Origin of the sequence: Bdellovibrio bacteriovorus (assembly GCF_041888015.1) — a bacterium.
Taxonomy (GTDB): Bacteria; Bdellovibrionota; Bdellovibrionia; order Bdellovibrionales; family Bdellovibrionaceae; genus Bdellovibrio.
In genome coordinates, this window is the sequence record NZ_CP168968.1 from 1,482,967 (window position 1) to 1,498,854 (window position 15,888).

The window sequence follows — 15,888 nt, forward strand, 5'->3', positions numbered from 1 at the left end:
TAAAGGCCTTAAACCTCAAGCATTTTCTGCGCCGTGTGTAAAAGCTAAATCCTTGAAAATAGGGGCCTCTGGGGGGATATTGGAGGCCTATGTCGACGACCAAACTTGATTCCATCAAAGATACAGCTCTGGCAGCATTTAAAGCGGCTTCCAGCTCCAAAGACCTCTATGATCTCAAAGTTCAATACCTGGGGAAAAGCGGTTCTCTGACTGAGATCATGAAAGAAATGGCTTCTTTGCCGAAAGAAGAGAAACCTCTTTTTGGTAAAAAAGTAAATGAAGTGAAGCAGCTTCTTGAGACGGCTTACACCGAAGCCGAAGAAGGCCTGAAGCGTAAAGAAATCTCTGCCAAGATGGTGGCGGAAGAAATCGATATGACTTTGCCGTCTTTCAGTCAGCCTAAAGGCAGCGCGCACCCGGTGAACATCGTTGTGGAGGAGATTTTCACAGTGATGTCACGTTTGGGTTACAGCGTGCGCACGGGCCCGATGATCGAAAAAGATTATTATAACTTTGAGGCTCTGAATATCCCGGCGGACCATCCAGCACGTGATATGGCAGATACCTTCTTCGTCGACAAGACCCATGTTTTGAGAACGCACACGTCGCCAATTCAAATTCATTCTTTGGAGTCTGAAGAGCTGCCACTGCGTGTGATTGGGACTGGCCCTGTGTTCCGTTGCGACAGCGATATTTCGCACTTGCCGAATTTCCATCAGATCGAAGCATTGTGTGTGGATGAAAAGATCTCGATGGCAGATCTGAAGGGCACAATCAGCTTCTTCGTGCGTGAGTTCTTCGGTCCGGGGTTGAAAACCCGCTTCCGTCCAAGCTTTTTCCCATTCACAGAACCTTCTGCGGAAGTGGATTGCTCTTGCCCGATTTGTAAAGGCAAAGGGTGCAGTCTGTGCAAACAGAGCGGTTGGATTGAAATCGGTGGTTGCGGTCTTGTGAATCCGAAAGTGTTCCAAGCAGCGAAAATCGAATATCCAAAATGGCAAGGCTTTGCATTTGGTTTTGGTGTTGAGCGTATGGCCATCATCAAGTACGGCATCGAAGACATTCGTTTGTTCCCTGAAAATGACGTAAGATTCTTAAGGCAGTTTGTAAAATGAAGATCAGTTTAAAATGGCTCCAATATTATGTAGATGTGACCGAATTCTTCCAAAAGCCAGAAGTTCTGGCGGAAGCGTTGACTCGCGGTGGACTTGAGGTTGAAGAAATCACCAATCGCGCCAAAGACTTTAATCACGTTGTGATTGGTCACATCCTTGAAAAAGACAAACATCCGAATGCTGATAAGCTTTCCTTGTGCCGTGTTTCCACGGGCGAGGGTGTTGTTCATCAGATCGTGTGTGGGGCACAGAATCACAAAGCGGGTGACCGTGTGATCGTGGCTTTGCCGGGCGCGGTATTGCCAGGTAATTTCGCCATCAAAAAATCCGCCGTTCGTGGTGTGGATTCTGCGGGTATGCTTTGCTCTTTGAAAGAGCTGGGTTTGGCAACGGAATCTGAAGGTATCGCGATTCTTCCAGCGGATGCTCCGGTGGGGAAATCCTATGCCGAGTACGGTGGCTATGACGATGTAAGTTTCGAATTGAAGGTGACCGCGAACCGCGCGGATTGTCTGTCTCATTTCGGTCTGGCTCGTGAAGTGTCCACATTGTTTGGCAAAGAGCTGAAAGCTCCGAAGTCCGACGTGGCCGCCTCGGGTAAATCGACGAAATCTGAAATCGCTTTGGATGTAAAAGCCTTCGATCTGTGCCCTCGTTATACGGGTCGATTCGTTAAAGGTGTTAAGGTTGGGCCAAGTCCGGCTTGGTTGAAACAGCGCCTTGAAAGTGTGGGCATGAATTCCATCAATAACATCGTCGATGTGACGAACTATGTGATGATGGAACTAGGTCAGCCGTTGCACGCCTTTGATGCCGCTTTCATTGGTGGGAAAAAAGTCGTTGTGGACCGCGCGACCAAAGGTGAAAAGTTCATTACTTTGGATGGTACCGAGATCACTTTGACCGGCGACGAATTAACAATCCGTGATGCCAGTCATCCGGTGTGTTTGGCGGGTGTTGTGGGTGGTAAAAACTCTGGCGTTTCTGATGCGACCACGGACGTGTTCCTGGAAGCCGCTTACTTCCTGCCGATGAGTGCTCGTAAGACATCTCGCTCGCACGGGATTGATACGGACTCTTCTTACAGATTCTCTCGCGGGGTGGACCCGGATGGAACTTTACGCGGCTTGAACCGCGCGGCGGCCTTGATTGCTGAAGTTGCCGGTGGAGAAGTTTATGGTGATAACCATGACTTCTATCCAAATCCGGTGAAAAAAGACCCGGTGACGATCACTTTGCAAACGGTGACGGATCGTTTGGGTTACGAGGCTGAAGAACACAAGTTCGTGGACTTCATGAAGCGTTTGGGCTGTCAGGTTGATAAAAAAGGTGAGGTGTTCACCGTTCTTCCGCCGACATTCCGTTTTGATATTGAACAGGACATGGATTTGGTCGAGGAATATGCGCGCCTGAATGGTTACGAGCATATCCCAGAGGCTTTACCTAAATTTGCAACGGCTCCGTCCTTCCATGACAAAGCCTTTATGTTGAATCGTACGACCAGCGAGTTGATGCGCGCTGAAGGTTATCAGCAGGCGGTGAACTTTGCCTTTGTAGGTTCAAAGTCTCAAAAAGCCTTCATGGGGAACCTTGAGTGCTTGAAGGCCGCAGGTCTGGCTGTGAACGAAAAAGAAATCCGTCTTTTGAATCCTTTGAATGAGGAGCTGGACGTGATGAGATCCGTATTAAGTTACGGTCTGTTTAAAAACCTCAACAACAACTTCCACTCTGGCAACATGAATGGCCGCCTGTTTGAAATCGGCAGCGCCTTCCATGTGAAAGAAGACGGCTCTTTTGTTGAAGGATCTCGTTTGGGAATGGCTGTTTGGGGCCGTGCAAGCAACCTGTGGAACAAATCTTTGGATTATCCGGTTGTTTACGAACTTAAAGCGGCAGTTGAAGTTCTTTTGAAGTCTTTGAATATTTCCTCTTACACTTGGGTGACTCCGGCTAACAAATCCGAAGTTCCTGAGTTCCTGCATCAAGGGCAGTTTGCTCAGTTGTTGGTGGAAGGTAAGAAGGTCGGCTTTATCGGAACTCTTCATCCGATTCTTTTGGATGATAATAAGATCCGCGTGCCGGGGGCTTTGGCAGAGCTGGATTTGGATCAGTTGTACAAAGGACAGCCTCGTCCGTACCGTATCCAAAGCATTTCCAAGTTCCCAGTGGTTGAGCGTGACTTTGCCTTTGTGATGCCGAAGACCTTGAAGGTTGGCGACGTGATGAAGGATATCCGCAAGGCTGCGGGTGGATTGTTGCTGAATGTGGACGTCTTTGACTTGTACGAAGGCGATAAAATGGAAGCCGGGAAGAAGTCCGTCGCGATCCGTTTGTGGCTGCAAGATAAAAATGCCACACTGCAAGAAGCGCAGATCACAGAGGTTACAAACAAGGTTTTGGAGAGCTTAAAGAAGAATTTTGATCTTTCTGTGAGATAAATTCTTGATTGTTTTCAGTTAGTTGTTACGATTTTAGGAAAGAATCCGTTAAAGCCTTGGCTTTGGCGGAATAGCGATGGAGTGAATGACACTATGGCAGGCCAAAACTTAGGTAAATCAACTGTGACTAAGGCCGATATCGTCGAGAACGTGTATCAGAAGATTGGTTTCTCTAAGAAAGAAGCTTCTGAACTTGTAGAGCTGGTTTTCAACACCTTGAAGACTGTTTTGCAAGAGGGTGAAAAGGTTAAGATTTCTGGTTTTGGTAATTTCGTTGTTCGCGGCAAAAACGAGCGTATTGGGCGCAACCCTCAAACAGGGGAGCAAATCAAGATCTCTGCACGCCGTGTTCTTACCTTCCGTCCGTCTCAAGTTTTGAAGGCGATGCTGAACGGTGAAGAGTACGCTCACTTAAAAGATGAGGACGATGATGATGACTACGACGACCATGAGTAATCCTTCGGACCTCGAGATGGAAAGCTCCGAGCTTTCTCTTGGGGATCATCACATAGACTTTATCGAAGAGGCGGAAAAAGAATCCGTCCCTTTGACAGCGTCAGCGCCGATCTCTATTCCTGCGATGCTTTGTGATGAAAAGCTGTTGGAAGAGATCAACCCAATCCCGGATAAAATGGGTTTCAAAATCGGCGACGTGGCTGAAATCCTGGGTATCAAACAATATGTTTTGCGCTACTGGGAAACGGAGTTTGAAGTTCTTCGTCCGAAGAAGGCCTCCAACAACCAGCGTATGTACACTCGTAAAGATGTGGAAAATGCTTTGTTGATCCGTAAGCTTTTGCACCGTGACCGTTTCTCTATCGAAGGTGCAAGAAACGCGATGAAAGAGCTGAAGGCTCATGTGAAGAAAGAAAAGGACATGACTCAAGTGTATCATAAGCTTGAGGGGATCAACGAAACAGTGGAAGAGTTGATCCTGGACATCCGCAAACTTCGTCAGTTGTTCAAATAAATTAAAAAAGTAAAAGCCCTGATCCAAAAGATCAGGGCTTTTTTTGTTTTTGCAACCCTAGACAGCTTTTAGTTCGGCTGTACGTCCGGGCAAGTTGGGAAGGTAAATCTTTTCCAGAAGCTCTGATCGGACTCGCCACGAGTCAGGAAGACCTGAGTGTCGATAGTCTGAGGAACAGTCACTTCACGATTGCCAAACTCCACGCATTCATGGGATTGATCGCCACGGCCTCTGAGTTCCAGACACACGGGTTCTTCGTAAGTGCGAGGCACAGAAACGATTTTAGTTTCATAGCGGGCGCAAACCCATTCTGTGATGTCACCTGGGCCGTCGCCACCAGGGCCACGAATTGTTCTTGGCACCAGCTCAGCACACTCGCTTGTAGCCTCGATGGCGCGAACTTCTGTTGCGGTCATACAGGCATTGTCCAGTTTGATGCCCGGCAATCTGTAGCCATGGGTTACAACAGCATCGCGGTCTGCAAAGATTTGTGACCAGGGGCTATTGGCGTGAACAGCAAAGGCACTTGTGGAAATCAAAAGTGTTGCTAGAGAGAACAAGATCTTTTTCATAAGAACTCCTTATGGGGTTGTTGTTTCGGGTGACTCGCAAATGCGTGTCAACACTCGAGCAACGCTACAGAGAAGCCCATGGAACGGTCTAAATACAAAACTGTAATTGGCAATCGACATAATAAATCAGCTTTTTTCACTGAAAACCGTGATTTCTGACAGGCTCAGGGGCGTGCGTTGACAATGTTGCAAATTTTCGAATCTGTTTACAGAGGACATTTCCGCATCTGGTGACGGACCTATGTCCTAGTGGAAGTGCTATTTGACTAAATATATTTAAGATTACAGATGGCGCCATGCTACTCTCTGTGAGAGTTCCAACATGGGAAGGTATGGGTATGCAGAAGGACTTTGTCTGTAAGATAAGATTGTCTAATCAGGACTCTGGTGGATACAGAATTGAAGACGTTTCCATCGAAGGATATAAGATTTCCATTGAGTCTCAAGAAAGTGATTCCGCGAATCCATTGGCGGTGGTTTGTAAGGGGCTGATATCCAAGATCGAGAACGAAGACGACAAGAGCATCGCGGAAGTGCTTTCCCTGCTGCACTATATTCTGTGGGTTTTAACTCTTGCGGGCTGGGTGGTGTCTTATTCCAATGAATATATGGTGGTCCGAATAGTGGCTTTCATTGCCTTCCTATTTGCCTCGTACGACTTCTTTGGAAACCACTTTAAAAGAATTCAGCGTTGGGGGTTGAAAGTATTTTTGACGATCGCTTTTGGGGTGATCGGCGTGTACTACTTTATGGAGATTTGGGGCTGGCTGAAAGGAACAATGGGTATTTAAATGGTCTGCGCGACTGGATTTGAACCAGCGACCTCTTGCACCCCAAGCAAGTGCTCTACCAAGCTGAGCCACGCGCAGACGGTCTTTGAAAAAGACCCTTTTATGCTAGCGAGGCCATCCATAAGGATCAACTTTTAAGTGTGTTTTATGCTGTGTTCGTTAAGGGTTTTGCATTAAAAAATGATGAAGCAAGCGAGCATTGGCCTCTTCCAGTGACGATGATTTTTCGGAGGCAAGGTCTTCACGAATGGAAAGGGTTATGGCTCTTTCCAGGCGCTTGAGCAAAGACCGTTTCTGATCCAGATCCGCATTCATATGCTTTCCAATAAAAGACCGCACCAGTGATAATTTGGTATGTTCATCGGGGTTTGCGTGCAGTTGTTCCGCCGAATGGTCTTTGGCAAAATCCCGGGGGCCGACAAAGACTTCTTTATCAGCTGGGATTTGCGGATAATGCAGGGCCTTGTACATCACCGAAGGGTCATTGAAGAACAGCACCGCCAAAGTGTCGGCATAGAGCTCTGAATAGGCCGGCAGAGTTTTGAAATACAATCCGTAGGCTTCTGAATTTGCCAGCTGTGCCGACATCTGACGAACGGCGCGCGAGGAAAATTTAAGCTCCAGATTGGTTTCGGCAATTTGGGAAACCTCTTCCAGTCCTGCAAAAAGTTCACCGAACTCTTCGCGGAAATCCTGTGTCCAGATTTCTTTTAAAATGGCATGACCATATTCGTGGACCACGACAGCCTTAAGTTGTTCGGTGTCAGCTTGGTATTGATTTCCCTGCGAATCTGAAAACACCAGTCTTTGAGGAATACGGATGATATGGCCGTTATCGAAGCTGGCGTTGCCGGCTTGTTCTCCGATGACTAAGGTTACCGACGGGGACATTGCAAATGTACGGCCGACGTCGCCTAAGGTTTGAGCCAGATCCTGAGCCAACTGGCAGGACGCTTCAGAGGGCTTTGCAACAAAGATCAGATTCTGTACGGGGCCCGAGGTTGGTAGCTGGCATGATGTGTCCTGAGCCTCGGCCACAAGGGCTGAGAAGGTCAAAAGGCTTAGAAAAAAACTGCGCAATCCCATCTCGACTCCAGAGTTTCCAGTAAAGGTTCCGAAGTTTGATATAGGAAGAAATGTGCCACGGCGAAAGCCGCTGGGATCGCTTTCGCAATGCCAGAGCTGTCTAAGGATTTGACGGTGCCCTTGGGCGGAATAAAACGACTACTTGGTGCTGCCATTTCTGGGCGAGGAGTCTCCGGAGCCCCCAGCGCTTCCCCCACCACGGGCCGAGGATTGTAGCGACGACATAACGATTAGAAGAAAAATGCCGCAAAGGACCAGTTTCATATTCAGGACTCCTGAAGTGTATCAATAACATTAAACATAAATGCTGGAATGGGGCCGCGGGATTCCGGATCTTCCAGCAAGCGAATTTTTTCTTTGAATGCCAGGCTGTCGATTTCAAGCCATTTTCGATAGGTCTTTTCAGACACAGATTCAAAGAACAAATTCATATAGTTTGCATAGTTTTCATCAGTGCGTGACGGTTTGCTGTATCGCTCAGCCAGGCGCAGGCCGACGGTTTTGATTGTTTGTGCCGAAAAAGTGGATCGATGGTTGCCCAGGCCATAGCGTCCATTGTCTAAAATGCGTAAGACATTCATCTGCAGCATTTTATGCAGAACCTCAAGACCGTATTCGCCAAAGCGACTGCGCACATAACTCGAGTCAAAGGGGCGAGTTTCTGCCAGAACATAGAGTTCTGAAAAGCATGGGTCCTTTAGCATCTCTTGCTCGGTGCTGACAGTGTATTTGAAAAGAGGCGAGGACTTTACCTGAGGATCCGTGCGTTTAAGTTTTTCCTGTACCAGAGCTGGCGCCGCCTTCAGGATTTGATCAAAGTCCGGAGTCCCAACCAGACAGGAATAGAGCTTGTACAGTGTTTGATAGCCGGGGTTGTGCTCTTTCTCGATAAGGCGTTTCAGGGTTTTGGCATGAATCTGGGACTTTGTTGCAAGAAGTGCCAGTCCTTTGCGCGGATCTTTGTGGCGCCGAAGGAATAACCCAATGTCCTGACTGACCTGATCTTGAATGGATGGAGGCTGATCTAACATGACATACCTTTGTTTGGTTTTACAGACGGGTATGCCGCCCCGGAGGGATTGGCAAGTTTCCAAGATGTAAGGAAGAAGAAACCCGGGGCTTTGTAAGGAAGCCCCGGGTTAAAAATGCAATTAGAAGCAGGCAGGAACCGTCAAAGACTTGTTGAACAAGAATTTGTAAGTGTCGTTGCGTGGGCTTACCAACTTGGAAACTTTTACGTTTACAGTCGTTGGGTAAGTTCCAGAAACAACTTTGTCTTTGCAGACTTCGCGGTTTTTTCCAACATAAGTGCACTCAGAAACGGTGCGAGTGTAGTTGATTGGAGTGTAAAGATATTTGTAGCCAGTGATAACTTCTTTAGAACGGTTTTTGCCGATGAAGATAGTTTCTCTTTGAGCAACGGCCTTCTTGGTTCTTAGCATGTTTCCGTCAACGCATACGAAAGTATAGTCAACAGCATGACCCATGAAAACCACAGGGGCGTCGATTTTCAAAGTTTTATCCTGCATAAGAACTTCCCAGGAAGTATCCGCAGTGTGTGCGAAAGAGACAGAAGACGCGATCATAAGGCCGATCAAAGCAAATACGTTTTTCATTATGGTTTCTCCTTTTATGGTTTGTTTGATGAGTCTTGAATCTGCTGGCGGCAGAAAAGTTTCAACGAATAAAGCGGGAAGGTGGAAGAATCCTGGACAATTTTGAATCTGTCCGGATCGCCAGAGGACATATCTGGTTTTGTCTGGAAAATTCTTTACGAGTCCCTTTGTCGGGCCACATAAGCAAGGTTTCGAAGCTGTTGATTCTTGTCAGATCAAGTGCATATTTTTCTTTTGCGCTGAGCTTGCGCGAGGAAGGTTTGATATTCTGGATCTGAACTTTTGAGCAAAGGAGGCTGGCTATGTCTGGTCATCATAAAAACAAAGGTTTCAGTCAAACAAGCAAGCGCTATGAAGGGGATTTAAAGGCCCAGCACCAGCGCAGCCGCAACAAACAGATGGATCATTCTGCGGATCACCGCGAAGAGGAATCTGAAAGTCGCGAACCACAGAATATTTCGTCACAGAAAAAATCACCACGGTCATAGGGGGCTTCCATGAGAATGAATCCGTTGCAGGACAGTGATACGGCCAAAAGCATCAACTTTTGTTTCACCACGTATCGATGTTGCCTTGAAACCTTAAACCATGTGCAGGAACAGGGTCTTAAATTTGCCCAGACGGATCTGGCGCTGCTTCTGCAACTTTGTGCAGACACGTGTGATCTGCATGCACGGATGGAGATGGCAGAGGTGGACTTCGCCAATCAAGGAGCCGAGCTATGTTTTGAGGCTTGCACCAGAACAGCTTCAGAGTGTGGCAAGTTTCCGGAAGATCATATTGTGGCAAAGTGTGCCGACATTTGCCTGAAGTGCGCCGAGCATTGTCGTGGCATGATGGGTATGACGGTCCCGGTGAAGAGTTCGCAGGTGTCCGCTCGATTCTAGAAATAAAAAAGGCGTCTCACTGAGACGCCTTCATTTTTTAGTGGCGGATCATTTCCGGCGTATTTTCTGTTGCCAGATCGTTAAGGCAATCCACGAAGAATTTACAGATAATGAACAGGTGAACTTGTTCGTTGGCGTCCAAAGAAGGTTCCAGTTCCGGGGACATGAATAGCTCTTCGATGATGTAGTTCAGAATCTCAGGTTGGCCACCAGCGGTCGCCTTTTCCTGAAGATCTGCGATCATGTCGTCGTTGATTTGCAGATATTTTTCAAATTCTGCCTCGTTCTTTTCAAATCTTTGAACAACTTCATCTTCCGTCATCGCACGCAGGGACTGATATTGGTCCTCAAAAGAGCGATTTAGGATCAGCGCCATCATGAAGCCCAGATCTTGAGCGCCTTCGCTCATGTCCTCGATGAATTCCATAAAGAAGCCACCCAGGTCCGGTTGAACTTCAAACAAATGCTCAGATGCTTTTTCGAGGTCACTTTCTTCCGTGATGCTGCAGATTTTATCGATGGAATTTTGCACGACTTGGAATGGAATTTTTTGCATAAACGACCTCTACTTTATCTTTCCTTTAGCCCAGAAAGGGTTTTATAGTTGCAGAATACACAGGGAGTCCGGAGATATGCAATTTATTAACGTCATTGTCTTTTGTTTTATTTCAGTGGTGTCGCTTATTGCGACCGCAGAAACGGCCCCAGTGCTGACAGAAGACTTCTACAGTCGACAAATCCAGCCGATTTTTGACAATCGCTGCTTGGCTTGCCATAGCTGTTTTAATGCTCCCTGCCAATTGAATCTGCAAAACTTTGAGGGTTTTCAGCGCGGTGCTAATAAGCTGAATGTTTATGATGGAACTCGTTTAAAAAGTGTTGAGCCCTCACGTCTTTGGATTGATGCCCATGGCAGTCAGTGGCGCGGGCGTGGTTTTTACGATATCAGCACCAGTACGGACCCTGAACAGAATCTGTTTTTTCAGATGATCCAGTTGCGTAATTCGGCGCCGGGTAAGGCCGTTAAGATGCAGGTCTCTGAATCTCGGGTTTGTGTGCAGTCGATGACAGATTTCCCCATGGTGGCCAAAAATAATCCGGAATTAGGCATGCCTTATGGCTTCCCAGCATTGAATCATGAAGAGCTGAAAACCTTGAAAACCTGGGTTGAAAAGGGGACTCCGGGGCCGGATAAGAGCAGTTTGGAACAGCAGGAAAAACCGTCGCCGCAACTTCGTAAGCAGATTGCTGAATGGGAGTCCTTCTTTAATGAAGAAAACAACCGTCAGCGCTTGGTCAGCCGGTATTTGTTCGAGCATTTGTTCTTGGCACATATTTATTTCCCCGAAAAGAATGACGAGTTTTTCCGGCTTGTTCGTTCGCGCACTCGCTGCTCCAAGGGGGTTGACGAGATTGCCACACGCAGACCCAACGACGCGCCAGGGAATGCCAAATTCTGGTACTGCTTGCGTAAGTTTCCCGGCAGTGTGGTGCTGAAAACCCATATCCCCTATGAGTTCAGTGCAAAGAAATTGGCGCGCTATAAAGAGCTGTTCCTGAAAGAAAAATGGTCTGTTTCGACGCTGCCAAGTTATGAGCCCGGAGTTGCCGAAAATCCGTTTGTGGCCTTTAAAGAGATCCCTGTAAAGGCCCGCTACCAGTTTTTGTTGGATGATGCTCAATATCACGTCAGCACCTTCATTAAGGGCCCGGTTTGTAATGGCAGTATGGCGGTGAATTCCATACAAGAGCAGTTCTATGCCTTCTTCCTGGATCCGAACTCAGATAACATGGTCCGCTCAAAGGACTACGAAAATAAAGCGGCAGGCCTGTTGATGCTCCCAGGGATGTGGGGCAGTGACGTGGATGTGAAGGAAACGGGACTATTCTACAAGACGTTGGTGGATCATCGCGAGGCCTACCGAAAACTTCGCACTGAAGAAGTGCAGAAGCTTCGTCCTGATGGATATACCTTGAAAGATATCTGGAATGGAAACGGCGATAATCCCAATGCCGCTCTAACGATTCTTCGTCACGATGACAATGCTGTGGTGCAAACCGGTGCCGTCGGAGATTTGTCCAAAACAGTTTTTGTTATGGATTATCCGCTGATGGAACGTCTGGTCTATAACCTGGTTGTGAATTTTGACGTGTTTGGAAATATCAGTCATCAGCTTTTGACTCGCGTGTATATGGATATGATCCGCATGGAAGCTGAAGAGCTGTTCCTGGCCTTCCTTCCGGCAGAAGAGCGTCTGTCCTATCGTCGGGCGTGGTACCGGGGATTGTTGGCACAAGTGAAAATGTCATACATCTTTCCAACCGTGGGCTCTGCAGAGCCTACCGGGGTTAAGTTCAACGAGGACAATCACACCAAGAAACAGTTCGTGGAAAAGATTTTGTTCTTTCATATGAATGAAAAGGTTCGTGGTTCTTTGGATTTCGTGAACTGGAAGAATCTGGAAGTGCCTGACAGTATGAAGTCTCTTTGGAAAGTGGAAGGTTTAGACAGAGAGCTGCGAAAGATCGCCGCGGTGAAAGCTCATAAGAAGACACCGTTTGCCCGCTATTTCCCGGATCTGGCGTTGCTGAAGGTGAGTGGGATTGGTGAAAAACAGAAAGTATTCTCTTTAGTCCGTAATAAAGAGCACGAAAATATTTCTTGGATTTTAGGAGAGTCCCTGCGCATGGACCCTGTCAACGACACCCTGACCATTCGTGAAGGGTTCTGGGGTTCATACCCCAATATGATTTTCGAGGTGAAGGAAAATGAACTTCCTGCCTTTGTTGTTCAGGCCAAGAATATCAAAAATGAAAAAGATTATCAGGGGCTGGTGCGACGCTATGGGGTTCGCAGAAGCAATGAGAAATTCTGGCGGGTCTATGATGACCTAGGTCGATACATGAAGCAGACAGATCCAGTCGGTTTCGGCTATCTGGATCTGACTCGCTATGATCTGCATTAAAAAATAAATTGCTCAGAGGATGGGTCCCACTTCACTGTGTAAACGACACAGTTCGGAGTGGGAAGAGCTTCGGTTAAATCCGGTCGCAAAGAGTGCAGGAACCGACGCATGATCAGGCCGTGGGTGCAAAGACCTGCGGCTTTAAAGTCGTTCTGCTGGCACAGCTCTGTCAGGCCTGTTGCGAAACGCTCAATGGCTTGCTTTGATGATTCCGCGCCGGGGAAGCTGAAGTCGCTGTCATGATTTTGAATGGCCAGCCAGTTTTCCCACACCGGAGAGCCAAACTTGTCGGCCACTTCTTCTCGGGTCCAGCCTTCGATTTCTCCCAGATAGACTTCGCGAAATTGAGGCGAAATCAGCAGCGGATGTTCCAGTTGTGTATTGGCAATTTCTGCGGTTTGGCGTGCACGAGTCAGATCGCTGCTGACGAAAAAATCCACAGGGTTTTGATAGAAGAAATCCTGCAGGGCCAATGCCTGATTTTGCCCCTCAAGATTCAGTGGAATATCGGTATGACCCTGCAAACGGCGCTGATGATTCCAGTCGGTCAGCCCGTGGCGGAAAAGATGAATGATTTTCTGCATAGTGGCTCTATTGAAGCACTTGCCACACGCGACGGAAAGAGAAAAAATCTGAATATGAACAACATTTTTCGCGCTCTTCGTCAGTCTTTTGAAGCTCTTTTGAAAATCCGCATGTTTTTGCTGATTTTGGGGCCTCCCATTATGACTGTGATAGGGCTGCTGATTCTATTTTTGGTCTTTTGGTCGGCGTGGACAGAAGGGCTGGCGCATGTGATCTCCCACTTGTGGGGCTATCAATGGATTCAAAGTGTCACGGGCTTTACGGAGCTGGCATTTTGGATGGCTGTTTTATTTCTGATTCTGATCTTCGTTCCGTTGGCCTATGTCTTGAGTGTTTTGATTGTCTCCATCTTTGTTATGCCGATCGTCCTGAAGTGGGTGGGTGAGGGGGAATACAAACACCTTGAAAAACGTCGCGGCGGCACTGTGGTGGGCAGTGTGTGGAATACGCTGAAGGCGACACTGGGCTTTATCATTGGCTTTGTGGTGACGCTGCCCTTGTGGTTTGTGCCGGGGTGCCAGATTCTGGTGCCGTTGCTGTTGACGGCGTGGCTCAATAAGAAGGTGTTTTTATATGATGTACTTCAGGATTATGCCTCCAAAGAGGAACGCAAAAGCATTGAAAGTGAGCAGTCCGCAGGGCTTTACGGCATGGGGCTTTTGTTAGGACTGCTCTCATATATCCCGTTGGCGTTCTTCTTTGTGCCTATCATTTCCGCCCTCAGTTACACCTATTACGGTTTAAATGCCTTGGAGGATCGCCGCCGCTAAATCTGTGGATTTTGCGGGCAAACTGGTGTATTTCCTTGGTTTATGACTAAGTGCGGCCACGAAAGAAAGAACATCGATATCGATTCGCTCAACGAGCGGGTTCGTAAGGCGGGGATGAAGCTGACCCAGCAGCGCAGTCAGTTGCTAAAGATCTTGCTTCATCATCCAGAACCGATTTCTGCCGACGAGATCTTCAAAAAAATCGACGATAAGTCCGACGGCATGGACCTGGTGACGATCTATCGAATTCTAAAAAAATTTGAAGAGGCTAATTTGGTGTCCCGCCTGGAATTCGGCGACGGGGTGGCACGCTTTGAACTGACCTTGGAGTCAGGCCATCACCATCACCACGTGATCTGTCGTCAGTGCCAGCGTGTCGAGCCTTTGCACATCTGCGATCTGGATCAACACATCAAAATGGTAGAGGCCATGGGATACAAGCAAGTGGCCCACCGTTTGGATTTCTTTGGTGTGTGTTCTCGCTGTCAGTAACTAAGTGCTTCATCTTCCTGCCAGCGGGGCAGGGTGATCACAAAAGTTGTATTGGCAGCTTCGGACTTCAGGCGCAATTCGCCTTTATGGCTTTTAATAATCCCTGCCGAAATACTTAAGCCCAACCCAGTCCCTTTACCCACTTCTTTGGTGGTGAAGAAGGGCAGCATGATCTGATCAGCGATGGCTGCGGGAATGCCGCTGCCGGAGTCGGCGACAGAGATCTCGATGCAGTCCACTTTTTCTGTGACGTTGATGCGGATCCATTTGTCTTTAAGGTCGGTGATCGCATCAAACGAATTGTTCAGAAGATTCAGTAAAACCTGTTCAATTTGAATCAGCCGGCATTCTACTTCCAGATCTGGATCAATAGTGCCGACTTCGATTTCCACTCCGTGATTGTAAAAGCGTGTGCGGCAGAACTCTAAAGTTTCATCGATCACCTGCTTAACGGGCACGACTTCAAACGGGTCATAAGTGCCCTCGCGCGCAAATGAGCGCAGGGATTTGATAATACGGGCAATTTTGTCAGCAGTGCGGCTGATGCTTTCTGCCGCCTGTCTGATTTTAATCGGGTCCGTTTTTCCGGCATCCACCATTTGCTGCAATTGGAAGGCGCGTGCCTGGATGACCGTCAGAGGGTTGTTGATCTCGTGGGCGATACCGCCGGACATTTCTCCCAAGGCCGCCATTTTGGTGGAGGAGATCATTTTTGCCTTGGTTTCGGCCATCTGCATTTCAGTTTGAATCTCTTCTGTGGAATCCCAGGCGACACCGTACATGCGCGGAGTTCCTGACGAGGTCATGAACTTGCCGTAGCATTTGATATGGTGGATTTCTTTATTTTGGTAAGCCACGCGATAAGTGACATAGAAGTCCTGGTGATTGGTCACGGCCTCGTTGACCTTGCGGTTGACGTTTTCCATGTCGTCGCGAAGGGCACGCTTCCAAACTTCGGTCATGGGGTCCATGTCGGGCATTTCGGGAACATCGTGCATGGAATACATTTTACTGTCCCATTGCAGACGGTTTTGTTCGATGTCCCACTCCCAAGTTCCCATGTTGGCTGCCGAGAGCGAAAGATTCAGCTTTTCGATGGTCTTCTTTAGGTTTTCTTCGTGGTTTTTGCTGTCATTCACATCCGTGGCAATGCCCAGGATGGTGTTCACTTTGCCATGCTCATCACGAGAAAACGGTGTGATACGATCGTTGATCCAGTGATACTGGCCGTTGCTGTCTTTGAAGCGATATTCGATGGAAATGACTTCGCCTTCTTTAAGATCTCGGGATCTTTCGATGGCCGCATTTAGCACGGGGATATCATCCGGGTGCATAGACCGGGCGTAGTATTCTGTGCCCTGGGCCCGGATCTCTGCCAGAGTATAGCCGTAAAGGTCCTTCACCCGATCGTTGAACCACACCATATTCACCTCGTTCAGGTCGAATATGTAGACGCTGTTCGGGATCGTATGATTGATCTTTTCAAGAAGGGTATTTTTATCGTTCAGAAGGTCGGCTATTTTCATAAATAGGTTTCAGTCTAATCCAAGTTTCTTGTAACGCGAAACGGCTAAAATCATAATAAAACCTTAACATTACA

General features: G+C 47.8%; 17 protein-coding genes and 1 tRNA gene. 10 read left to right on the plus strand and 8 right to left on the minus strand.

What is annotated here, in order from left to right:
• Positions 1–89 precede the first annotated feature (89 nt).
• The 4 genes from pheS to ACES2G_RS07140 all read left to right on the plus strand — a co-directional run bounded on the left by pheS (position 90) and on the right by ACES2G_RS07140 (position 4,523).
• Positions 90–1,115, plus strand: a complete 1,026-nt coding sequence (gene pheS, locus ACES2G_RS07125) for a phenylalanine--tRNA ligase subunit alpha (RefSeq protein ID WP_374001670.1) — start codon at positions 90–92, stop codon at positions 1,113–1,115.
• On the plus strand, positions 1,112–3,553 hold the full coding sequence (gene pheT, locus ACES2G_RS07130; RefSeq protein WP_374001671.1) for a phenylalanine--tRNA ligase subunit beta: 2,442 nt from the start codon (positions 1,112–1,114) through the stop codon (positions 3,551–3,553). Before pheS ends, pheT begins: the two co-directional genes overlap by 4 nt.
• 123 nt (positions 3,554–3,676) lie before the next feature.
• The gene (locus ACES2G_RS07135; protein ID WP_347359097.1) at positions 3,677–4,009 is read left to right on the plus strand and encodes an integration host factor subunit alpha; all 333 of its coding nucleotides are present in this window, start codon (positions 3,677–3,679) and stop codon (positions 4,007–4,009) included.
• Entirely contained in the window at positions 3,981–4,523 is a 543-nt protein-coding gene (locus ACES2G_RS07140) for a MerR family transcriptional regulator (RefSeq protein ID WP_374001672.1), read from the plus strand. The genes ACES2G_RS07135 and ACES2G_RS07140 overlap by 29 nt, the downstream gene beginning before the upstream one ends.
• Positions 4,524–4,591: 68 nt before the next feature.
• Here the strand turns inward: ACES2G_RS07140 and ACES2G_RS07145 are convergent, their stop codons facing one another.
• Entirely contained in the window at positions 4,592–5,095 is a 504-nt protein-coding gene (locus ACES2G_RS07145) for a hypothetical protein (RefSeq protein ID WP_374001673.1), read from the minus strand.
• 332 nt (positions 5,096–5,427) lie between these two features.
• Here ACES2G_RS07145 and ACES2G_RS07150 point away from each other — a divergent pair, with 332 nt between their 5' ends.
• A complete protein-coding gene (locus ACES2G_RS07150) occupies positions 5,428–5,886 on the plus strand; it encodes a hypothetical protein (RefSeq protein WP_374001674.1) in 459 nt (152 codons plus the stop codon).
• A gap of 1 nt (position 5,887) precedes the next feature.
• Here the strand turns inward: ACES2G_RS07150 and ACES2G_RS07155 are convergent.
• The 4 genes from ACES2G_RS07155 to ACES2G_RS07170 form a co-directional block, all read right to left on the minus strand.
• Positions 5,888–5,964 (minus strand) — tRNA-Pro (locus tag ACES2G_RS07155).
• A gap of 81 nt (positions 5,965–6,045) precedes the next feature.
• A complete protein-coding gene (locus ACES2G_RS07160; protein ID WP_347359081.1) occupies positions 6,046–6,972 on the minus strand; it encodes a hypothetical protein in 927 nt (308 codons plus the stop codon).
• A 266-nt stretch (positions 6,973–7,238) separates the two neighbouring features.
• Positions 7,239–8,003, minus strand: coding sequence for a hypothetical protein (locus ACES2G_RS07165; RefSeq protein WP_374001675.1), 765 nt, complete (start codon positions 8,001–8,003; stop codon positions 7,239–7,241).
• A 120-nt stretch (positions 8,004–8,123) separates the two neighbouring features.
• Positions 8,124–8,588: a hypothetical protein gene (locus ACES2G_RS07170; RefSeq protein WP_374001676.1), complete on the minus strand. Its 465-nt coding sequence runs from the start codon at positions 8,586–8,588 to the stop codon at positions 8,124–8,126.
• A gap of 302 nt (positions 8,589–8,890) precedes the next feature.
• Between ACES2G_RS07170 and ACES2G_RS07175 the strand changes: the two genes are divergently transcribed.
• Positions 8,891–9,076, plus strand: coding sequence for a hypothetical protein (locus ACES2G_RS07175; protein ID WP_347359084.1), 186 nt, complete (start codon positions 8,891–8,893; stop codon positions 9,074–9,076).
• A 9-nt stretch (positions 9,077–9,085) separates the two neighbouring features.
• Complete coding sequence (locus tag ACES2G_RS07180; protein ID WP_347359085.1) at positions 9,086–9,475, plus strand: four-helix bundle copper-binding protein; 390 nt, start codon at positions 9,086–9,088, stop codon at positions 9,473–9,475.
• Positions 9,476–9,512: 37 nt separating this feature from the next.
• On the opposite strand, the gene ACES2G_RS07185 is transcribed toward ACES2G_RS07180, so the two are convergent.
• Entirely contained in the window at positions 9,513–10,031 is a 519-nt protein-coding gene (locus ACES2G_RS07185; RefSeq protein WP_347359086.1) for a hypothetical protein, read from the minus strand.
• Positions 10,032–10,107: 76 nt separating this feature from the next.
• Here ACES2G_RS07185 and ACES2G_RS07190 point away from each other — a divergent pair, with 76 nt between their 5' ends.
• On the plus strand, positions 10,108–12,441 hold the full coding sequence (locus ACES2G_RS07190) for a fatty acid cis/trans isomerase (protein ID WP_374001677.1): 2,334 nt from the start codon (positions 10,108–10,110) through the stop codon (positions 12,439–12,441).
• On the opposite strand, the gene ACES2G_RS07195 is transcribed toward ACES2G_RS07190, so the two are convergent.
• Positions 12,438–13,025 carry a histidine phosphatase family protein gene (locus tag ACES2G_RS07195; RefSeq protein ID WP_347359088.1) on the minus strand — a complete coding sequence of 196 codons (588 nt, stop codon included), beginning with the start codon at positions 13,023–13,025 and terminating at the stop codon, positions 12,438–12,440. The genes ACES2G_RS07190 and ACES2G_RS07195 overlap by 4 nt on opposite strands.
• Between ACES2G_RS07195 and ACES2G_RS07200 the strand changes: the two genes are divergently transcribed.
• Together ACES2G_RS07200 and ACES2G_RS07205 are read left to right on the plus strand one after the other, a co-directional pair.
• Positions 13,008–13,796 (plus strand): EI24 domain-containing protein, encoded by a 789-nt coding sequence (locus ACES2G_RS07200; protein ID WP_347359089.1) that lies wholly within the window; start codon positions 13,008–13,010, stop codon positions 13,794–13,796. The genes ACES2G_RS07195 and ACES2G_RS07200 overlap by 18 nt on opposite strands.
• 42 nt (positions 13,797–13,838) lie before the next feature.
• Positions 13,839–14,288 (plus strand): Fur family transcriptional regulator, encoded by a 450-nt coding sequence (locus ACES2G_RS07205; RefSeq protein ID WP_347359090.1) that lies wholly within the window; start codon positions 13,839–13,841, stop codon positions 14,286–14,288.
• Here the strand turns inward: ACES2G_RS07205 and ACES2G_RS07210 are convergent.
• On the minus strand, positions 14,282–15,814 hold the full coding sequence (locus ACES2G_RS07210; RefSeq protein WP_374001678.1) for a PAS domain-containing protein: 1,533 nt from the start codon (positions 15,812–15,814) through the stop codon (positions 14,282–14,284). The genes ACES2G_RS07205 and ACES2G_RS07210 overlap by 7 nt on opposite strands.
• Positions 15,815–15,888: the final 74 nt, after the last annotated feature.

Coding starts and splice junctions, on each gene's coding strand:
- pheT (WP_374001671.1), top strand. CDS start 1,112: ATGAAGATCAGTTTAAAATGGCTCCAATATTATGTAGATGTGACCGAA.
- ACES2G_RS07175 (WP_347359084.1), top strand. CDS start 8,891: ATGTCTGGTCATCATAAAAACAAAGGTTTCAGTCAAACAAGCAAGCGC.
- ACES2G_RS07150 (WP_374001674.1), top strand. CDS start 5,428: ATGGGTATGCAGAAGGACTTTGTCTGTAAGATAAGATTGTCTAATCAG.
- ACES2G_RS07170 (WP_374001676.1), bottom strand. CDS start 8,588: ATGAAAAACGTATTTGCTTTGATCGGCCTTATGATCGCGTCTTCTGTC.
- ACES2G_RS07195 (WP_347359088.1), bottom strand. CDS start 13,025: ATGCAGAAAATCATTCATCTTTTCCGCCACGGGCTGACCGACTGGAAT.
- ACES2G_RS07210 (WP_374001678.1), bottom strand. CDS start 15,814: ATGAAAATAGCCGACCTTCTGAACGATAAAAATACCCTTCTTGAAAAG.
- ACES2G_RS07185 (WP_347359086.1), bottom strand. CDS start 10,031: ATGCAAAAAATTCCATTCCAAGTCGTGCAAAATTCCATCGATAAAATC.
- ACES2G_RS07205 (WP_347359090.1), top strand. CDS start 13,839: ATGACTAAGTGCGGCCACGAAAGAAAGAACATCGATATCGATTCGCTC.
- ACES2G_RS07200 (WP_347359089.1), top strand. CDS start 13,008: ATGAATGATTTTCTGCATAGTGGCTCTATTGAAGCACTTGCCACACGC.
- ACES2G_RS07140 (WP_374001672.1), top strand. CDS start 3,981: ATGATGATGACTACGACGACCATGAGTAATCCTTCGGACCTCGAGATG.
- ACES2G_RS07180 (WP_347359085.1), top strand. CDS start 9,086: ATGAGAATGAATCCGTTGCAGGACAGTGATACGGCCAAAAGCATCAAC.
- pheS (WP_374001670.1), top strand. CDS start 90: ATGTCGACGACCAAACTTGATTCCATCAAAGATACAGCTCTGGCAGCA.
- ACES2G_RS07165 (WP_374001675.1), bottom strand. CDS start 8,003: ATGTTAGATCAGCCTCCATCCATTCAAGATCAGGTCAGTCAGGACATT.
- ACES2G_RS07190 (WP_374001677.1), top strand. CDS start 10,108: ATGCAATTTATTAACGTCATTGTCTTTTGTTTTATTTCAGTGGTGTCG.
- ACES2G_RS07145 (WP_374001673.1), bottom strand. CDS start 5,095: ATGAAAAAGATCTTGTTCTCTCTAGCAACACTTTTGATTTCCACAAGT.
- ACES2G_RS07160 (WP_347359081.1), bottom strand. CDS start 6,972: ATGGGATTGCGCAGTTTTTTTCTAAGCCTTTTGACCTTCTCAGCCCTT.